The organism is Rhizobium sp. LC145 (assembly GCF_001005825.1).
In the GTDB taxonomy this organism is placed as follows: Bacteria; Pseudomonadota; Alphaproteobacteria; order Rhizobiales; family Rhizobiaceae; genus Neorhizobium.
Window position 1 is genome coordinate 167991 of record NZ_LBHV01000003.1, and the last position, 19347, is coordinate 187337.

Annotated in this window: 20 protein-coding genes; 3 read left to right on the forward strand and 17 right to left on the reverse strand. The window is 63.1% G+C overall.

What is annotated here, in order from left to right; all coding sequences use genetic code 11:
• Nucleotides 1-46 precede the first annotated feature (46 nt).
• Nucleotides 47-406, forward strand: a complete 360-nt coding sequence (locus tag YH62_RS09110; protein WP_046793889.1) for a hypothetical protein — start codon at nt 47-49, stop codon at nt 404-406.
• On the opposite strand, the gene YH62_RS09115 is transcribed toward YH62_RS09110, so the two are convergent.
• Nucleotides 400-888 (reverse strand): YbaK/EbsC family protein, encoded by a 489-nt coding sequence (locus YH62_RS09115; RefSeq protein WP_046793890.1) that lies wholly within the window; start codon nt 886-888, stop codon nt 400-402. The genes YH62_RS09110 and YH62_RS09115 overlap by 7 nt on opposite strands.
• A gap of 456 nt (nt 889-1344) precedes the next feature.
• Here YH62_RS09115 and YH62_RS09120 point away from each other — a divergent pair, with 456 nt between their 5' ends.
• Complete coding sequence (locus tag YH62_RS09120) at nt 1345-1554, forward strand: cold-shock protein (protein WP_046794308.1); 210 nt, start codon at nt 1345-1347, stop codon at nt 1552-1554.
• A 389-nt stretch (nt 1555-1943) separates the two neighbouring features.
• On the opposite strand, the gene YH62_RS09125 is transcribed toward YH62_RS09120, so the two are convergent.
• Nucleotides 1944-3332, reverse strand: coding sequence for a dipeptidase (locus YH62_RS09125; RefSeq protein WP_046793891.1), 1389 nt, complete (start codon nt 3330-3332; stop codon nt 1944-1946).
• An 82-nt stretch (nt 3333-3414) separates the two neighbouring features.
• Entirely contained in the window at nt 3415-3846 is a 432-nt protein-coding gene (locus YH62_RS09130) for a MarR family transcriptional regulator (RefSeq protein WP_046793892.1), read from the reverse strand.
• Nucleotides 3847-4248: 402 nt separating this feature from the next.
• On the opposite strand from YH62_RS09130, the gene polA reads away from it, so the two are divergent.
• Nucleotides 4249-7230 (forward strand): DNA polymerase I, encoded by a 2982-nt coding sequence (gene polA / locus YH62_RS09140; RefSeq protein ID WP_046793894.1) that lies wholly within the window; start codon nt 4249-4251, stop codon nt 7228-7230.
• Between the two features lie 39 nt (nt 7231-7269).
• On the opposite strand, the gene phnN is transcribed toward polA, so the two are convergent.
• From phnN to phnG, 14 genes are all read right to left on the reverse strand, one after another.
• A complete protein-coding gene (phnN, locus tag YH62_RS09145; protein WP_046793895.1) occupies nt 7270-7866 on the reverse strand; it encodes a phosphonate metabolism protein/1,5-bisphosphokinase (PRPP-forming) PhnN in 597 nt (198 codons plus the stop codon).
• The gene (locus tag YH62_RS09150) at nt 7863-9002 is read right to left on the reverse strand and encodes an alpha-D-ribose 1-methylphosphonate 5-triphosphate diphosphatase (protein WP_046793896.1); all 1140 of its coding nucleotides are present in this window, start codon (nt 9000-9002) and stop codon (nt 7863-7865) included. The genes phnN and YH62_RS09150 overlap by 4 nt, the downstream gene beginning before the upstream one ends.
• Complete coding sequence (locus YH62_RS09155) at nt 8999-9712, reverse strand: DUF1045 domain-containing protein (RefSeq protein WP_046793897.1); 714 nt, start codon at nt 9710-9712, stop codon at nt 8999-9001. Before YH62_RS09155 ends, YH62_RS09150 begins: the two co-directional genes overlap by 4 nt.
• Nucleotides 9713-9828: 116 nt before the next feature.
• Complete coding sequence (gene phnE, locus YH62_RS09160; protein WP_046793898.1) at nt 9829-11175, reverse strand: phosphonate ABC transporter, permease protein PhnE; 1347 nt, start codon at nt 11173-11175, stop codon at nt 9829-9831.
• Nucleotides 11175-12155 (reverse strand): phosphonate ABC transporter, permease protein PhnE, encoded by a 981-nt coding sequence (phnE, locus tag YH62_RS09165; RefSeq protein ID WP_046793899.1) that lies wholly within the window; start codon nt 12153-12155, stop codon nt 11175-11177. The genes phnE (YH62_RS09160) and phnE (YH62_RS09165) overlap by 1 nt, the downstream gene beginning before the upstream one ends.
• Before the next feature lie 68 nt (nt 12156-12223).
• Nucleotides 12224-13138, reverse strand: coding sequence for a phosphonate ABC transporter substrate-binding protein (phnD, locus tag YH62_RS09170; protein WP_046793900.1), 915 nt, complete (start codon nt 13136-13138; stop codon nt 12224-12226).
• Nucleotides 13139-13209: 71 nt separating this feature from the next.
• Nucleotides 13210-14055, reverse strand: a complete 846-nt coding sequence (phnC, locus tag YH62_RS09175) for a phosphonate ABC transporter ATP-binding protein (RefSeq protein WP_046793901.1) — start codon at nt 14053-14055, stop codon at nt 13210-13212.
• Between the two features lie 113 nt (nt 14056-14168).
• Complete coding sequence (locus YH62_RS09180; RefSeq protein ID WP_046793902.1) at nt 14169-14786, reverse strand: DapH/DapD/GlmU-related protein; 618 nt, start codon at nt 14784-14786, stop codon at nt 14169-14171.
• Complete coding sequence (gene phnL, locus YH62_RS09185; protein WP_046793903.1) at nt 14783-15490, reverse strand: phosphonate C-P lyase system protein PhnL; 708 nt, start codon at nt 15488-15490, stop codon at nt 14783-14785. Before phnL ends, YH62_RS09180 begins: the two co-directional genes overlap by 4 nt.
• An 11-nt stretch (nt 15491-15501) precedes the next feature.
• Entirely contained in the window at nt 15502-16278 is a 777-nt protein-coding gene (phnK, locus tag YH62_RS09190; protein ID WP_046793904.1) for a phosphonate C-P lyase system protein PhnK, read from the reverse strand.
• A complete protein-coding gene (locus YH62_RS09195) occupies nt 16275-17150 on the reverse strand; it encodes an alpha-D-ribose 1-methylphosphonate 5-phosphate C-P-lyase PhnJ (protein WP_046793905.1) in 876 nt (291 codons plus the stop codon). The genes phnK and YH62_RS09195 overlap by 4 nt, the downstream gene beginning before the upstream one ends.
• Nucleotides 17147-18253 carry a carbon-phosphorus lyase complex subunit PhnI gene (locus YH62_RS09200; protein WP_046793906.1) on the reverse strand — a complete coding sequence of 369 codons (1107 nt, stop codon included), beginning with the start codon at nt 18251-18253 and terminating at the stop codon, nt 17147-17149. The genes YH62_RS09195 and YH62_RS09200 overlap by 4 nt, the downstream gene beginning before the upstream one ends.
• A 3-nt stretch (nt 18254-18256) precedes the next feature.
• Entirely contained in the window at nt 18257-18871 is a 615-nt protein-coding gene (gene phnH, locus YH62_RS09205; RefSeq protein ID WP_046793907.1) for a phosphonate C-P lyase system protein PhnH, read from the reverse strand.
• Complete coding sequence (gene phnG / locus YH62_RS09210) at nt 18871-19338, reverse strand: phosphonate C-P lyase system protein PhnG (protein ID WP_046793908.1); 468 nt, start codon at nt 19336-19338, stop codon at nt 18871-18873. The genes phnH and phnG overlap by 1 nt, the downstream gene beginning before the upstream one ends.
• Nucleotides 19339-19347: the final 9 nt, after the last annotated feature.

Here is a 19347-nt window from a genome sequence, read left to right on the forward strand (position 1 = left end):
GTCTTTGAAAGTTCATCGGTCTTCCTGACAATCCAAGGAGGCCGGCATGGCAGAACCCATCAGAAACCTGAAAACGCCCGGTAAGCCCGAAAATCCATCTTTCGATCGAGAGGTGGGGCCGGATGTGAATCGCGAGATTGCCACGCTGCGCACCGAAATCGCGTCCTTGCGCGAAACGCTCGCGGAAAAAACCGGCGCGGCCTATGAGCAGGTCGCCGAACGCGCCAGCAGCGCCGCCGGCTACGTGGCCGGGGAAGCGAGCTCGGTGGCCGGCACCATCCGCGAACATCCGGCGGCCACGACCACGCTGTTCACGCTGATCGGGGCGATCGGCTTTGTCATAGGATATGCTGTGGCGACGGCTTCGGCCGAGAGCAAGCAGGCCTGGTATCGCCGCTACTATTGAGCCGCAACGGCCTCGGGCAAGGGGTCCTGGCCGACATCGATCCAGATGGCACCGGTCAGTTCCGCCATGCGCTGCGGGTTGATGCGCACCGCGGCGTTGGTGGCGCCAGCGGCCGGGACGACCTCCGCAAACCGCTGCAGCGAGACGTCGCAATAGATGGGCAGCGGCGAGGTGAGCCCGAATGGGCACACACCGCCGATCGGATGGCTGGTAATTTCAGTCACTTCTTCGCCCGCCAGCATGCGGGGCTTGGCGCCGAACCGGTCGCGGAACTTGCGATTGTCGAGGCGGCTCGTTCCGGCCATCACGACCAGCGCCGTCTGATCTCCGGCGCGAACGCAGATCGTCTTGGCGATCTGCTCGGGCGCCACGCCATGCGCAAGGGCGGCGAGCGCGACCGTCGCCGAGCTTTCCTCGGTGACGACGACCGGAATATCGGGTGCGTGGGCGGCGAAGAAGGCACGGACGGATTCGAGGCTCATGGTTCGGGAAGATAAGCCGCAGAGCACGCCTGAGGCAAGAGAAGGAGGAGATATGCGATTTGCGCAATGCTGCACTGCGATATCGTGTCTGTTTTTTGAGCGAACCCTGGATATATTTACAAGCATCGAAGGGCGCACTCCTCCTCCCAGCGCCTCTCGACGGGACTGACAACACCTCCTCCTCCCGGTTGTCAGTCAGTTTCAGAAACCCGGCGCACCTCCTCCCGCGCCGGGTTTTCTGTTATTTCGGGCGCCTGTTTCCGAAACGGCAGGCGGGCGGCCAGCCTTGACGCGGATAAGCCGCGGTCCTAAAGGCGAATAATCGATATTTGTTTGACAGCCAGCATTTCGGCCTCAAGCCACCTGCGACGATCTCTCCTGCAAATTCGACATCAACATATTTTCGCGATCTCGCGGAAAAACATCGGCTCACGTTTGCAAGAGAAAGGCATCGAAATGGCCACCGGTACTGTAAAATGGTTCAACGCCACCAAGGGTTACGGCTTCATCCAGCCGGATGATGGTTCCAAGGACGTATTCGTCCATATCTCCGCCGTCGAGCGCGCAGGCCTCGGCCAGCTCCAGGACGGTCAGAAGGTCTCCTACGAGCTCGTCACCGACAAGCGTTCGGGCAAGGCTTCTGCAGACCACCTCCAGGCTGCCTGAGACTCATCCTTTTGGATGATCGGAAAGGCCGGCTTTGTCCGGCCTTTTTTTATCATCCCTTGCAATTGGGCTTGAGGCTTCCCATCTATCCCTCAACGGCATTCCGGTGCAGTGGAAGCAAATGCGGGAAACCGCGCCGTTTCGCGGCGGTTCTCATATCCGTGTTAACGGGATGTTAACCAGCAGGCGAGACGATGACTGCAGAGCCGCAGCGGTCTTCAAGATCGATAATCGGCCGCGCCGGAATTGCCTGTCCTGTTTAGTGTGACCACGGATGTACTGGCACCGACAAGCAGGAGTGGAAAGGTCGGGCTTGCCCGGCCTTTTTGTTTTCAAGGGCCTGAAGCGTCAAGCTTCAGGCCCTTTTTGCGTTCAGGCGGCTTTTGCGTTTAGGCAGCAAGCGCCGCGAGAATCCTCGCCCAGGAGCGGATGCCCTTGTGGAAGGATTTGAGGTCGTATTTCTCGTTCGGCGAATGGATGCGGTCATCGACGAGGCCGAAGCCGACCAGCAGGGAATCCATGCCGAGCATCTTCTGGAAATCGCCGACGATCGGGATGGAGCCGCCCATGCCGATCACGACGGCAGCTTTCGGCCATTCATCCGAAAGCGCGCCCTTCGCCTTGGTCAGAACGGGGGAATCGTAGGAGAGCTGGATTGCCGGCGAGCCGCCATGCTCGTGGAACTCGGCCGTGCAGTCGGCCGGCAGCTTCGAGCGCACATAGGCGCGGAAGCTGTCGCGGATCTTCGCCGGGTCCTGCTGGCCGACGAGCCGGAAGGAGACCTTTGCGGAGGCCTTGGCGGCGATCACCGTCTTGAAGCCTTCGCCGGTATAGCCGCCGGTAATCCCGTTGACCTCGGCCGTCGGCCGCGCCCAGGTGAGTTCAAGCACGGAGCGGCCCTTCTCGCCGGAGGGAACCGAAAGGCCGACTTCGCCGAGGAAACTTGTCGCGTCGCGGCCGAGCGTCTCCCAGCTCGCCTTGATGTTGGCGGGCGTTTCCTCCACGCCGTCGTAGAAACCTTCGAGCGTCACGCGGCCGGTTTCGTCATGCAGGCCCGCGAGAATCTCGGCAAGGATGTGGATCGGGTTGGCGGCAGCGCCTCCGAACAGGCCGGAATGCAGGTCGCGGTCGGCGGCGGTGATGGTGACTTCCTCACCCACGAGGCCACGCAGCGTGGCGGCGATGGCGGGCGTATCTGAGTCCCACATGCCGGTGTCGCAGACGAATGCATAGTCTGCCTTGAGTTCGGCGGCGTTGGCTTCCAGGAAGGGTTTGAGAGAGGGGGAGCCGGACTCCTCTTCGCCCTCGAAAAGGATGGTGACGCGCACCGGCAGATTGCCGTGCACCTCCTTATAGGCGCGGCAGGCCTCCACGAAGGTCATGAGCTGGCCCTTGTCGTCGGAGGTGCCGCGGCCCGTCACGACCTTGCGGCCATCGCCGAGATCCTTGATCGCAGGAGCGAAGGGATCGTTCTCCCAAAGTTCGATCGGGTCCACGGGCTGCACGTCGTAGTGTCCGTAGAACAGCACGTGAGGAGCGTCTTCAGCGGCGCCGGCATGATGGGCGACGACCATCGGATGGCCGGCCGTATCGCGTACCGAAGCCGTAAAGCCGATATTGGAAAGCGTGGCTACCAGCCACTCCGCCGCCTTGCGGCAATCGGGCTTGTAGGCCGGATCGGTGGAGATCGATTTGATGCGGACGAGTTCGAACAGGCGCTCCAGGCTGCTGTCCAGGTTTTCGTCGGCGCGGGTAAGGACGGGGGAAATATCGGTCATGGCGGGGTCCTGTCTTTGGAATCGACCGGACCTTAGACCAAGAAGTTCATGGTTTCGAGACCGGATCTTGCCTTGGCGAGCCTCACGGCTTGCGGGCGTTATCGACGATCCTGCGCATGTATTCGATCATCAGTTCCCGCTCGAAGCTGCGAAAGCCGGCGAAGAGGGCCGCATCCGCTTCGGCTGCGGCTTCCACGGCCCTGCCTTCGAGATCGCGGCCAAGCCGGGTAAGCATGATGATCTGGGCGCGCCGGTCTTTCGGGTGAGGCTCCCGCTCGATGAGCCCGTCGCGCTCCATGCGCGTCAAGGTATTGGCAAGCGTCGCCTGCTCCACTTCGAGCCGATCCAGAAGCTGCTTCTGAGTGAGCCCATCCTCGTTCCACAGTTCTAGAAGCACCGGAAACTGACCTGGAGAGAAGCCGAGGTCGGTCGACCGCCTCTGCAGCGAACGTGCAAAACCCTTTGCGAGCTGGCTGGCGAGATATGTCGCCGAATGCGAGCGGTCGAATCCCATAATCGCAGTCTCCATCCCTCCCCTAAAGTCGATATATCGCACGCCATGCTTTCGCCAAGCCTGCGTCGAGCGCCCGTGAATCGATGTGATTGCGTTTGGTGAACAAAGGAAAACCGCCATGGCCGGGAGGGGACAGCCATGGCGGTTCCGATGAAGGGGCAAAGACCCGGAGAGGGGGATAGGTCTTTGCCCGGTCTGGCGCGGCGGGGGACTGGCCAACTACCAGACTGCGGCGTGATCAATGCCGGTAATGAAGAGATGTGCGGCGCAATGCGGCTTTTCAAGGGAACCGAGAATTACAAATCGGTAACGTTGCGGTGATGGCCACGAAGGTGCGAGAGGGCTTGCCGCCGGGCGAAGTTTTCATGGACGGAACGAATGGCCCGCGCTATTCCATTGCCCATGAAAAAAGGCGATCATCTCTTCCTTGTCGACGGTTCCGGCTTCATTTTCCGTGCCTTCCACGCATTGCCGCCACTGACCCGCAAGTCGGATGGTTTGCCGGTGGGCGCGGTCTCCGGCTTCTGCAACATGTTGTGGAAGCTTCTGACCGATGCGCGCGATACCTCGGTCGGCGTGACCCCCAGCCATTTCGCGGTCATCTTCGATTATTCGGCCAAGACCTTCCGCAAGGAGATCTACGATGCCTACAAGGCCAACCGTCAGGCGCCGCCGGAGGAGCTGATCCCGCAATTCGGCCTGATTCGCGAGGCGACCCGGGCCTTCAACCTGCCCTGCATAGAGATCGAGGGCTACGAGGCCGACGATATCATCGCTACCTATGCACGTCAGGCCGAGGCGATCGGCGCGGATGTCACAATCATCTCGTCCGACAAGGACCTGATGCAGCTCGTGACGCCGAACGTCCACATGTATGACAGCATGAAGGACAAGCAGATCGGCATTCCCGACGTTATCGAGAAATGGGGCGTGCCGCCGGAAAAGATGATCGACCTGCAAGCCCTGGTCGGCGATTCGGTCGATAACGTACCCGGTATCCCCGGTATCGGGCCGAAGACGGCCGCCCAGCTTCTGGAGGAGTTCGGCGATCTCGATGCGCTGCTTTCCCGCGCGGGCGAAATCAAGCAGGTGAAGCGGCGCGAGAACATCGTCGCCAATGCAGAGCTTGCCCGGCTCTCCAAGCGGCTGGTGACGCTCTCGACCGACGTGCCGGTGGATATGCCGCTCGATGCTCTGATGCTCGAGGTCCAGAACGGCCCGAAGCTGGTCGCCTTTTTGAAGACGATGGAATTCACCACGCTGACGCGGCGCGTCGCGGCGGCGTGCGATTGCGACGCGGACGCGATCGAGCCCGCGGTGGTAAAGGTCGAATGGGGCGAGGCAGCGCGGGGCCCCGATCTCGACGGTGCCGAGGCCGCTCCGGCCGATACCGGCGAAGCGGCGGCTGAGGCGCCGGCCAGTCCGCCCAAGGAGCCTGCGGCAAAAGGCGGAGCAGCGACGCCCGAAGGTTTCGCCGCCGGCCGTATCGAGGCTTTCGGCAAGGCCAAGCTCGATCCAAGCTGCTATGTGACGATCCGCGATACGGCGGTTCTCGACGATTGGATCAGGTCAGCACGGGAAACCGGGATCGTCGCCTTCGACACCGAAACCAATTCGCTGGACCCGATGCAGGCGGAGCTGGTCGGCTTTTCGCTGGCGGTGGCGGATAACCTGGCCAATCCTTCCGGCCTCGATGTCCGCGCCGCCTATGTCCCGCTTGGCCACAAGACGGGCGTCGGCGATCTCTTAGGGGGCGGACTGGCGGAGAACCAGATCCCCATGGCCGAGGCGCTTGCCCGGCTGAAGCCGCTGATGGAAGACCCATCCGTCCTGAAGGTGGCGCAGAACCTCAAGTTCGACTACCTCATCATGAAGCGTCACGGCATCACGGTCGAAAGCTACGACGACACGATGCTGATGTCCTATGTGCTGGAGGCCGGCAAGGCCAACCACGGGATGGATGCTCTTTCGGAACAGTGGCTGAATCACAAGCCGATCACCTTCAAGGATGTCGCCGGCAGCGGCAAGGCCGGCGTCACCTTCGATCTCGTCGATATCGACAGGGCGACCGCCTATGCCGCCGAAGACGCGGACGTGACGCTGCGGCTCTGGATGGTGCTGAAGCCGCAGCTCGCCGCTATGGGGCTCACCAGCGTCTACGAGCGGCTGGAGCGGCCGATGGTTTCGGTCCTGGCCCGCATGGAAGAACGGGGCATCACGATCGACCGGCAGATACTTTCGCGCCTTTCCGGCGAGTTGGCCCAGAAAGCGGCAGCCTTCGAGGATGAGATCTACCAGCTTGCCGGCGAGCGCTTCACCATCGGTTCGCCGAAACAGCTAGGCGATATCCTATTCGGCAAGATGGGCCTGCCCGGGGGCGCCAAGACCAAGACCGGCCAATGGTCCACATCGGCCAGCGTTCTGGAGGATCTGGCCGCCACAGGCCATGAACTGCCCCGCAAGATCGTCGACTGGCGTCAGCTCACCAAGCTGAAATCCACATACACGGATGCGCTGCCCGGCTATGTGCATCCTGAAACCAAGCGGGTCCATACCTGCTATTCGCTGGCTTCCACCACAACCGGGCGCCTGTCTTCCTCGGAGCCGAATCTCCAGAACATTCCGGTGCGCACGGCCGAGGGCCGGAAGATCCGCACCGCCTTCATCTCACCTCCCGGCCGCAAGCTGGTTTCGGCCGATTACAGCCAGATCGAGCTGCGGGTGCTGGCCCATGTGGCGGATATTCCGCAGCTTCGCCAGGCCTTCGCGGACGGAGTTGATATTCACGCCATGACGGCTTCGGAGATGTTCGGCGTTCCGGTGGAAGGCATGCCTGGAGAAGTCCGCCGTCGGGCCAAGGCGATCAATTTCGGCATCATCTACGGAATTTCCGCTTTCGGTCTGGCTAACCAGCTCTCGATCGAGCGTTCCGAGGCGAGCGAATACATCAAGAAGTATTTCGAGCGCTTCCCCGGCATCCGGGACTATATGGAGAGCACCAAGAATTTCGCGCGCGAGAACGGCTATGTCGAAACCATTTTCGGCCGGAGGGCGCACTATCCGGATATTCGCTCGTCCAACCCTTCCGTGAGGGCCTTCAACGAACGCGCCTCGATCAACGCACCGATCCAGGGCTCGGCTGCCGATATCATCCGCCGGGCCATGGCGAAGATGGAGCCGGCGCTGGCAAATGCGGGGCTTTCGGCCCGCATGTTGCTGCAGGTGCATGACGAACTGATCTTCGAGGTGGAAGACGAGGAGATCGAGAAGGCAATCCCCGTAATCGTCTCGACCATGGAACAGGCGGCCATGCCCGCGATCGGCATGAAGGTGCCGCTCAAGGTGGATGCGCGTGCAGCCACCAACTGGGACGAGGCGCACTGAGCCGAGCGAACATCGGTGCCACCGGGTTCCGGCGGCGCCTCAGGCTGAACGGACTGTTGCGGACCGGCAGGCGGAAAGCGCCTCAATCAAGGCCTTGCCGGCGTCTTCCAGCGCGCCGCTATTGTCGATCGTCACGACGTCGTAATCGCCAATGACGGCGAGCGAGCTGCGCTCGAGCCGTTTCAGGATCTCTTCGCGCGTTTCCCGGCCTCGGGCTTCGAGGCGTGCGGCAAGGACTTCCGGTTTCGCCGTGATATTTACGACGGTGAGGGCCGGGAAGGCGACCTTGAACTTTCCGAGCGCCGAACGGGAGCCGTTGGCGACGAGAAGGCGGCCGCGGGCCACCTCCTCCAGTGTCTCGGCGGGAATGCCGTATTTCAGGCCATGCGCCGCCCAGGAGACCGCAAACCCGCCTGCATTCTCGAGCGTATCGAAATCTTCGTTCGAAACGCCCTCGTGGTCCTCCCCGCCGGCATCGGCGCTGCGGGTGATAACCCGGCGAACAAAGGAGATGTCCCCGCAATCTGCGAAATGCCGGGCGGCATAGGCCATCAGCGTGTCCTTGCCGGCGCCGCTCGGGCCGACGACGACCACCATGCGGCCGCAGGGAAGCGCCGTGGGCAGCGTTTGCATCATGCTACCCGCCGGCCTTCACGCCAGACGCCGCGCACCACCGGAACACCGCTGGCGCGGCGCACGCGCACGACATCGGCGCGCAGGCCGACAGCGATGCAGCCGCGATCGTCGAGGCCGACGGTACGGGCCGGAGTGGAGGTGACCATAGCAAGCGCCTTGGGAAGGCTGATGGTTTCCAGTTCGTCCGCCAGGACGAAGGGCGCGTGCAGCAGGCTGAGCGGTACGTAATCGGAGGAGAGCACGTCGAGCACGCCCTTTCCGGCGAGATCACGGGCGGCGATATTGCCGGAATGGGACTTGCCGCGCACGATATTGGGGGCGCCCATCAGCACGCTCATGCCAGCCTGGTGGGAGGCCTTGGCGGCTTCGAAGCTGGTGGGGAATTCCGCAAGCCGCACGCCGTTTCCGATGGCCTCGTCCACGTGATCCAGCGTGGCATCGTCATGGCTTGCGACCGTGACGCCGCGCTCGGCGCAGACCTTGGCGATGGTATTGCGGTGGCGCGTGGAATTGCGGGCCGAATCCGCCTGACGGCGGGCGACGAAGAGCGCGAAAGCCTCGTCGCTCAAGCCCCGCTTCTTCTGGTAATAGAGGGTGTACTGATCCATGGTCTGGAACTGCCGCTGGCCGGGCGCGTGATCCATCAGCGAGACGAGCCGGACATAGGGGTCGTCCTCGAAATCGGCGAAGTGCTCCAGCACGTTGTCGGCCGAGACCTCGCAGCGCAGGTGGATCAGGTGTTCCGCGCGCAGCCGGTCCTCGCGCTCTGCCTCCTGAATGGCGTCCGCCATGGCCCGCATCTCGCCGTGCTCGAAGCCGCCGTCCTCGTCCGCTCCCATCCGCAGGCAGTCGAAGACGGTGGTGATGCCTGAGCTTGCGACCTGAGCATCATGCGCCTGGATGGCGGCGATCGTGTTCCACCGCACGCCGGGACGAGGCGAATAGTGCTGCTCCAGGTGATCGGTATGAAGCTCGACCAGGCCGGGGATGAGGAAGTCGCCCTCGAAATCTTCGCCAGTGCGAGTGGCGCCCTCGGAGATATCGGCAATGAGGCCGTCGCGGATCAGCACGGAGCCGGAGACGATATCGTCTTCGAGCACGATGCGGGCATTGGAAAGGACGAGTTCGGCGCTCATGGGGCGGTCTTCCTGTGTTCTAGGGCGGGGGCAAGCGGTAGCCGGCTATGGATGGTGAAAGGGGCGCCGCGTTCGGTTTCGCTGAAGACGGCAAGGCCATCGACAAGGAGTGGCCGGTTCGCGAAGGCGGCAAAGCGCCGGTCGAGTTCCTCGCGCATCGGGCCCGCAAGCTCGGGCTCGACCGGGCCGGTCAGCGTCATGTGGAAGCGGAATTCCTCCATGACATATGGATAGCCCCAGCGGTTAAGATTTTCCCGCTGCGGAGGGGTGAGTTTCTCCGGCTTGCGGCGGTCGATGTCCGCTTGCGAAAGCGGCGCGCGGAAAGGTTCGAACTCCTCCACCACGGCGGCAGCGAAATCCTGGAGCGGCGGGTGAAGGCTAGCCGGTACCAGCGCGAAGAAAGGGCCGAGCTGGCCGACCACGATCCTCGGGATATCGAAAGCCGGGGTTTCGGCCGCAAACCGCTCCACAGCACCCATAAGCTCCGCTTCGCTCACATCATCCTTGAGTTCGAACGGCGCCTTCAGCGTCGCATGGAAGCCGTAGCGTCGCGGATCGGCGGTAAGCCGGGTGATTTCGCCTGCCGGCAGTTCCGTATCATCGGGGGCCGGATATTCGGCGCTGGAAAAGGCATTGCGGCCAAGCCAGCGGCTGGCCGCCTCCGTCAACGGATCGTGTTCGGCGGGCGTGAAGTAGAGAGCATATCGCAAAGCGGAATTCCGGAATCAGAGGCAGTTGGCGGAGAGCTTAGCTCGTTCCCGCCATGCGGCGAACAGGGCTCTGCGCTAAAAGATTTCCATGACAGAATGATGATGGATCGGGCTTGTCAGTGGCTCTTTCTTCCGATGAGGCGGGAACGCAGCGCATTGGAGACGTTGTCGAACACGAAAACGACCAGGAGGATGAGCAGCACCATATAGGCGACCTTGTCCCAATCGGCGTTCGTCTTCATCGATTCGAGCAGCTTGAGGCCGATTCCACCCGCGCCGACGGCGCCGATGACAGTCGCGGAGCGGGTATTCGATTCCCAGAAATACAGCGATTGGGACACGAAGACCGGCAGGACCTGCGGCACGGTGCCGTAACGCTGCACGATGACGGGAGAGGCGCCGACGGATTTTACGCCCTCGCGCTGCTTGTCGTCTGCGTTTTCCAGCGCTTCGGAATAGACTTTGCCGAGCGCGCCCGTGTCGGTGAAGAAGATCGCCGCGATGCCGGGGATCGGTCCGGGGCCGAAGGCGCGGGTGAAGAACAGCGCCCAGATCAGCATGTCGATCGAGCGCAGGAAGTCGAAGAGGCGCTTCATGCCCCAGTTGACCGGGCGGCTTCGCGTAATGTTGCGCGCCGCGATGAAGGCGAGCGGGAAGGCGATCAACGTCGCGAACAGCGTGCCGACAAAGGCCATGACCAGCGTCTGCGTCAGCTTCGAGAAAATGTCGGCATGCTGCCAGCTCGCATTGTTCAGGAAGTTGTCGAGCGCGAGCGACGCGTTGGACTGGTTGGGATCGAGCCGCTCTCCGGAAAGCATCAGCCCGGCGACTTCGGGAAGGCTGCGGCCCCAGAAGGGCGATTGCGTATCGAAGAAGAAATTCGCCCAGCCGAGGAAACGCCGCTGGATATAGACCTGGCTGGAGCGGATTTCCGCCTGGCCCTCGAAACCGAAATAGACCATCACCTTGTTGCCGTCCTGCTCCATCGCCGCCGGTGCGCCGGGCGGGAGGATGGCCTGGTCGGAGGTTATCTCGACCGGGTAGGACCTGCCGTCGAGATGGATGTCGACGCGGGCGGGGGTGACGTCGAGCCGATCACCGCCGCCGAAGGATACGGTGTAGCCACCATCTGGCATGGGCTGCATCCATGGGATGTTCGCCCCTTGCGGATATTGCCCGCGGCTCGTCCACTGCGGCACGACCTCACCGTTCTGGAAGCGCAGGCGCGGCTGGGCGCGCCAGGAATACCAGTCCTGCAGATAGATCGACGCGCGATCCCAGTTGCCGTTCACGAATGTCGGAATGACGTTGAAGAACGCGAAGCAGAAGGCGAGGTAGACGACGACCACCGCGGCAGATATGGCCAGGCCCCAGCGCTGCATCAAGCTGCGGTGGAAGACTTGCGGATAGGTTGCCAGAAGGCGGTCGCGCTCTGCGGCGTTGATGGTCGGAACGGATGACATCAGGCTGCTCCCCGGCCGAATTCGAAGGATTGGTGACCGATCAGCCGGCGGCGTAGCCAGGCGGAGAACTGGTCGACGCAGATGACGGTGATCAGCAGCAGGATAATGATCGCATAGGTCTTGGCCGCATGGTCGCGTCCGATCGACAGGCTGAAGACCTCGCCGATGCCGCCGCCGCCGACCGCGCCGATGATGGTCGAGGCGCGCACGTTGATCTCGGTTCTGAGCAGCGTATAGGAGACGAAGTTCGGCAGCACCTGCGGCAGGATCGCGAACCGCACGCGCTCCACCCAGCTCGCGCCGGCTGCCCGCAGGCCCTCGTCCGGCTTCATGTCGGCATTCTCGACCACTTCGAAGAACAGTTTCCCGAGCGCGCCGACGGTGTGGATCCAGACGGCGATGATCGCCGAGATCGGGCCGATCGACAGGATGGCCGCGAGAAGCCCGGCGACGACGATTTCCGGGAAGGCGCGCATGATTTCCATCACGCGGCGGACGAACCACCGCACCGCCCGCGACCCTACCATGTTGGATGCGGCGAAAAAGCAGAGTACGAACGCGCCGCTGGCGCCGAGAATGGTCGAGACGATCGCGATGTTGATGGTGATCGCCAGCTGATAGAAGAAATTCGGGATGTAGAAGCTGTCGGTGATCCAGATACGGTCGCTGGTATAGTCGTATTTGATCGATCCGTCCGCATAGGGCGACGGCAGGTCGAACATGGCGCGGAAAATCTCCAGCGGACTGTCCGGCACGAAGCTTTTCATGAAATCGAACAGATAGGGAAGGCGCTCGAAGAATTTGCCGGAATTGGCGTTGTTGGCAAAATCGAGCGAGGCGCCGAGCACGATCAGGAAGACCACGATCGAGACGAGGGTATAGACGCGCCGGGTCCGCACCTGGCTCTGGTAATGGGCGAGGATGGTGCGGGAGCTTCCTGTGAGCCCGCTCAAGTGGTTGGCTCCGGCCGCGTGCGCCATGTGGGCTTCCTTCTTAAACGAGCGGCGGCATCGTCATGATGCCGCCGCAGGAGTGTTCGGGTGAAAGATCAGCCGCCGATGACCGACTTACGAGCGTCGATGATCGTCTGGTAGAAGCTCTGGTCGACCGGTGCCCAATCGACATAGCCGCCGCCCGTGAAGTTGTCGAAGCAGCCTTTGTCCGTCTTCGGCAGTTCGGCGAAATAGGCGGTGACCTTCTTCTGGATGTCGGCCGGCAGCTTCTGGGAAACCATCAGCGGGCCGTTCGGAATGAGCGGCGACTTCCAGACTTCGACGATGTCGTCCATGTCGAGCAGGCCCTTGGAGACCATGATGTGCAGGTTGCCGGAGGTGTAGCCCTGCGACCAGTCGCCGGTGCCGGAGCCGAACGTGGTGCCGACATCGAACTTCTTGTCGAGAACGCCGAGAACGAGGTTTTCATGGCCGCCGCCGAAATCGGTCGAAGCGAAATACTGCTTGACCGGCGCGCCAATGTCCTTGGGCAGCGAGACGTTCGGCACGAGGTAGCCGGAGGTGGAATCCGGATCGGCGAAGCCGAGCTTCTTGCCCTTGGCGTCGGCGAGCGTCTTGATGCCCGAGTCCTTGCGGGCGACCATGATCGAGTAGTAGCCGGTCGAGCCGTCGGCCTGCTTGGTGGTCAGAACCGGGGTGACGGCGTTCGGGTCCTTGAGGTAGATCGAGGCATAGGAGGAAGCACCCATGACGGCGAGGTCAAGCGTGCCGCCGAGCAGGCCCTGGATGACGCCGTTGTAGTTCGGCGACGGGAAGAGCTGGACTTCCGAGACGCCGGTGGCCTTCACCAGACCGTCCTTCACGCACTCGGTGCGGCGAACCTGGTCGGCTTCGTTTTCACCGCCGTCGAGGCCGATGCGCAGGACTTTGACGTCCTGGGCGTGAGCGGCCTGGCCGGCAACGGCTGCGATGGCGATCGTGGCCATCAGGATTTTGCGGATTGCAGACATGGAAGTCTCCTTTGGTGAAATGAGTGGCATCAGTCTTTCGGCCGTCATCCCCTTGATCGGCCGGAAACGGATCAGCGCATGACGGCGGCTTCGGCCAGCCGGCCGGATGGGGCGGCCTGCGCGGCGCGTACCGGCTCCAGGCTCGTCGACGTCATGGTTTCATCGATGCCGGCGCCGTCCTTGTCGGAGCCGTAGATCTCCCGCACCGCGGCGGAGGTGAGCTCATGGGGCGGGCCGTCGAAGACGACGCGGCCGGCAGCCATGCCGATGATGCGCTCGCAATAGCTGCGCGCCGTATCGAGCGTATGCAGGTTGGTGACGACGGTGATGCCTTCGCGCTCGTTGATGCCGCGCAGCGCATCCATGACGATCTTGGCGTTCAGCGGGTCGAGAGAGGCGATCGGCTCGTCGGCGAGCACCATCTTGGGCGCCTGCATCAGCGCCCGGGCGATCGCTACGCGTTGCTGCTGTCCGCCGGAAAGCGTGCCGGCCGGCTGCAGCGCCGTCTGTTCGATACCGAGCCGTTCGAGCGCCGCCATCGCCATGACGCGCTCGTCGCGGCTGAATATCTTGAGAAGGCTGAGAGCCGTTGAGCGATGATTGAGACGGCCGAGCAGCACATTCGTCATCACGTCGAGGCGAGGCACCAGGTTGAACTGCTGGAAGATCATCGCGCAGTCGCGCTGCCAGTTGCGCAGCGCAGCCCCCTTGAGACCAGAGACTTCGACGCTGCCGAAATGAATGGAACCTGAGCTCGGCTCCTGCAGGCGGTTGATCATGCGCAGAAGCGTGGACTTGCCGGCGCCGGAGCGGCCGATGATGCCGACCATCTGGCCCTGGGGAATTTCGACGTTTACGGCGTTGACCGCGATGCGGTCGCCGAAACGGCGGGGGGTGGTTCTCCGTTCGAACTTCATGGTCTCTCGCCTGTCCAGCAGTTTCATGAAGTTCGATTAGTCGCCCTTCATGAAGCTTGAATGTCGGTTTTGTTTCAGTCCCGCGACAATCGCGTCACAGTTTTATGACGCGCTCATGCGCCATGTCGGGACAGAAAGTCCTCTGCTGAAAGGGTTCGGAAATCATCGAGCGCATCACGCAATTTCGCATGATCCCAATCCCACCAGGCGAGCCGGTCCATGCGCTCGCCCGCCTCTTTCGTGAAACGCTGGCGGATGAGTTTCGCGGGCACGCCGCCGACGATCGTGTAGGGAGCGACCTCTTTGGAGACGACAGCGCCGGCGCCGATCACCGCGCCGTTGCCGACCGTTACGCCCGGCAGGATTGTTGCACCGTGGCCGATCCAGACGTCATGACCGATGACGACACGCTGATCCCGCCGCCATTTGAAGAAATCCTCTTCGTTTTCGGCGTCGTCCCAGTAATTGGCGGCGCGGTAGGTGAAATGATGCAGTGTCGCGCGCCAGGTGGGATGGTTGGTGGCGTTGATGCGCACGGAAGCGGCGATGTTGACGAACTTGCCGATCGTCGCGCACCAGATCGAGCCGTCCTGCATGACGTAGGAATAGTCCCCGATCTCGGCCTCCTCGATGCGGCACCGCTCGGAGACTTCGGTATAGCGCCCGATCGTGGAGTTCTTGACGCTGGCGCTTTGATGGATCGCCGGCTCAAGTCCGACCTTGACGCTCATGCCGCCACCTTCCGGGGGGAGAATTGCGCCACATCGAGGATCCGGTCGGCGACCGCCTCGCGCACTTCCTCGTCGTGGAAGATGCCGAGGAGTGCAACGCCGGCCTCCTTCTTTTGCCGGATCATCTCTACCACCACGCGGCGGTTGACGGCATCGAGCGAAGCGGTCGGCTCGTCGAGAAGCAGGATCTGGTGAGTTGTGATGAAGCCGCGGGCGATGTTGACGCGCTGCTGCTCGCCGCCGGAAAAGGTTGCGGGCGGCAGCCCCCAGAGTTCCCTGGGCAAATTGAGCCTGGCAAGCAGTTCGGAAGCCTTGTCTTTCGCTTCCGCCGCCTCCACGCCGCGCGCGACAAGCGGTTCGGCCACGACATCCAGGGCCGGCACGCGCGGAACGGTGCGGAGGAACTGGCTGACATAGCCCATGGTGTGCCGGCGTACGTCAAGGATGGCGCGCGGATCGGCGGTGGCGATATCCACGATCCGGTCGCGATGATCGACGAGGATCTGCCCGGCATCGACGGCGTAGTTGCCGTAGAGCATCTTCAGGATCGAGCTCTTGCCGATGCCGGAAGGTCCGCCCAGCACGACGCATTCGCCGCTTGCGACCGAGAAGTTGGCATTGTTGACGACCGGCAGACGGATGCCGTCGCGCAGATGCATGGTAAAGCTCTTGAAGACTTCGGAGACGACGAGGGGCGTGGCCATCTTTGTTTTCCTCACACCTGAAGGATCGATGAAACGAGCAATTGCGTGTAGGGCTCGCGTGGGTCGTCCAGCACCCGGTCCGTCAGACCGTGCTCGATGACGAAGCCATCTTTCATCACCATCATCCGGTGGGAGAGGAGACGGGCGACGGCGAGGTCGTGGGTGACGATGATCGCTGCGAGGCCGAGATCGTTGACCAGGCCGCGAACCAGGTCGAGCAGGCGGGCCTGCACCGAGACATCGAGCCCGCCGGTCGGCTCGTCCATGAAGACGAGGCGGGGATTGGTCACGAGATTGCGGGCGATCTGCAGGCGCTGGCGCATGCCGCCGGAGAAGGCGCGAGGCTGATCGTCGATGCGGTCGGTGCCGATCTCGACCCGGGTGAGCCAATCGCTCGCCGTATCTCTTATCTTGCCGTAGTGCCGGTCGCCGACCGCCATCAGCCGCTCGCCGACATTGGCGCCGGCGGAGACCGTCATGCGAAGCCCGTCGGCGGGGTTCTGGTGCACGAAGCCCCAGTCGGTGCGCATCAGGAAGCGGCGTTCGGCCTCTCCCATGTGATAGAGGTCGCGGAAATTGCCGTCGCGCATGCGGTATTCGACGCTGCCCGCCGTGGGCATAAGCCGGGTCGAGATACAGTTGAGGAGGGTCGTCTTGCCCGAGCCGGATTCGCCGACGATGGCGAGCACCTCGCCCGGCCAGAGATCGAAGGAGACATCCTTGCAGCCGATCCGCTGGCCGTAGAATTTCGAAACGGAATTGACCTTGAGGAGCGGTGTGTCGGTCATTCTGCTGCCTCCTGGCTCGGCATCTCGCCGGTATGGCCTTCCTCTCGGCGTTCCTCGCAATGGTCGGTATCGGAACAGACGAACATGCGCCCGCCCTTGTCGTCGAGCACCACCTCGTCGAGATAGACGCCTCTTGCGCCGCAGAGCGCGCAGGGCTGCTCGAACTTCTGAATTTCGAACGGGTGATCCTCGAAATCGAGACTGACCACGTCGGTATAGGGCGGGACCGCATAGATGCGTTTTTCGCGCCCGGCGCCGAAGAGTTGCAGCGCATCGGACATGTGCATCTTCGGATTGTCGAACTTGGGGGTCGGCGACGGGTCCATGACGTAGCGCCCGGCGACCTTCACCGGATAGGCATATGTGGTGGAGATCCGGCCGTTGCGGGCGATATCCTCGTAGAGCTTCACATGCATGAGGCCATATTCCTCAAGCGCGTGCATCTTGCGCGTCTCGGTTTCCCGCGGTTCGAGGAAGCGCAGAGGTTCCGGAATCGGCACCTGATAGACCAGCACCTGGCCTTCCCCGAGCTTCTGCTCGGGAATGCGGTGGCGGGTCTGGATGATCGTCGCTTCCTTCGTATGGGTGGTGACCGCGACATTCGCGACCTTCTCGAAGAAGGCTCGGATCGAGACCGCATTCGTCGTGTCGTCGGCGCCCTGATCGATCACCTTCAGGATGTCGTCCGGGCCGATGATGGAAGCGGTCACCTGCACGCCGCCGGTTCCCCAGCCGTAGGGCATCGGCATTTCGCGGGAAGCAAAGGGTACCTGATAGCCCGGAATGGCGATCGCCTTCAGGATCGCCCGACGGATCATGCGCTTCGTCTGCTCGTCCAGATAGGCGAAATTGTAGCTGGCAAGGTCCGTCATTCGGCAGCCTCCTGCATGGGGTTGTCGCCGTTACGGGCGGCTTCGATATCGGCGCGCATCTTGCGCACCAGCGCGAGTTCGGCCTGAAAGTCGACGTAATGCGGCAGCTTCAAGTGCTCCACGAAGCCCGTCGCCTGCACGTTGTCGGAATGGGAGATGACGAATTCCTCATCCTGCGCCGGCGCGGTGATGTCCTCGCCGAACTCTTCCGCCCGCAGCGCGCGATCGACCAGCGACATGCTCATCGCCTTGCGCTCGCTCTGACCGAAGATGAGCCCATAGCCGCGGGTGAACTGCGGCGGCGCCTTGGCCGAGCCCTTGAACTGGTTGACCATCTGGCATTCGGTGACTTGGATGCGGCCGAGCGAGACGGAAAAGCCGAGTTCGGGAACCTCGATTTCAACTTCCACCTCGCCGATCCGGATTTCCCCGACGAAGGGGTGGGTGCGGCCATAGCCGCGCTGGGTGGAATAGCCGAGCGCCAACAGGAAGCCCTCATCGCCGCGGGCAAGCGACTGCAGACGCAGATCGCGAGGCATGGGGAATTCCATCGGCTCGCGGGTGATATCGCCCGCCTGATGGTCTTCCGGGAACTCGCCGTCGGATTCGATCAGGCCCTCATGGGCGAGAATATCGGCGACGCGCATGACGGCATCGCCCGTGGCTTCCCGCCGCTCGGGCTCCTCGACGGGGGTGTCGGCGATCAGCGAGGGGTCGAGCAGGCGGTGGGTATAGTCGAATGTGGGGCCGAGAAGCTGGCCGCCCGGCAGGTCCTTGTAGGTGGCCGAGACGCGCCGCTCCACCAGCATCTTCGCCGTATCGATCGGCACCGAAGTGCCGAAGCGCGGCAGGGTGGTGCGGTAGGCGCGCAGCAGGAAGATCGCTTCGATGAGGTCGCCGCGCGACTGGCGGACGGCGAGTGCGGCGAGCGGCCGGTCGTAGAGGGAGGCCTCCGCCATCACGCGGTCGACCGCAAGGCCGAGCTGTTCGACGATCTGCTCGATGGTGACGGAAGGCAGCGTCCGGTCGCCCCGGCGTCGATCGGCAAGCAGCCGATGGGCGTTTCTGATGGCGGTCTCGCCACCCTTGACGGCAACATACATGGCTTATTCTCCTGCCCGTGAAGCGGCGATCCTGGTCGTGCGCGGCAGGCACAGGAAACGGCTGCCGGCCGTCAGCACCGCGTCCACGCCGCGCGGGAAAAGCGCCCGGTTGTCGGCCCAGAGCCGCTGGAAGACTTCCGGCAGCCCGGCGATGGAAATGGTGGTGGATCTCTGGATGCCGGGTCCTGAAAGCGTGAGGGTCTCGCCGGCATCGAATTCCGCGACTTCTATGATGATCGTCGTGGAGCGGTCCGGGTATTCCTGCGTGCCGGCCGAGAAGAGCCCGAACGAGGCGATGGTCGCGCCGGCTTCCACGAAGGCGAAGCGGGCCTCGGCCTTTTCCCGGGTGATCGGCGCGCCGGTGTGGAAGCCGATCCAGTTTGCGGCCGGTGATTTCGCAAGCCCGACGCTCAGCCATACGGACGTCTCATGGTCCAGCAGCGTCAGCGCGATGGCGCCGGCGGCCGCGCCGAGCGGCTCCGGCTGCCCCATCGCATCCTCCACGTGGTGGATGCTGCCCGGACGGGCCATGCCGTCCATGAGCTTGCGGAACACGCTTTGGGATTGGAAGACGGGATCGTTGAAGCCGCCGGTTAAAGCTGCGGTCTTTATGTTCATCAGTCCTCTCCCCGTACCATGGTGAAGAAATCGACGCGGGTGGCGGCCGTCTCCTGCGCCTTCCGCTCGTCCTCGGCGGCAAGCCGGGCTTCCGCGGGCGACAGGAGTTCTCTTTCGACGAAATCGCGCGTGCCGGGCTCCTGCCACAGCGCATCGAAAATGGCGGCGAGCCGGACGGCTTCCTTATTCGTGCCGAGCGCCTGCGCGTGCCCGGCCGTGCCGGAGGCCAGCATCACCGTCGCGCGGGTTATCGTCGCCTCGCCCAGATTGAAGGGATCGCCGCCGCCGCCGATGCGGCCGCGCACCATTACCAGCCCGGTCTCGGGGCCGCGGATAGGCTTCGCCTCGGGTTTTTCCGGAAGGGTTTCCCAGGCCGTTCGAAGCTCGCCGGGTGTCGCGCGCGCGAGCAGGCCGACGGTCCGGCGGCGCTCCGCCTGGTCCGGCCCTGTTTGTTCTGCAATATCCATTGTCAGGTC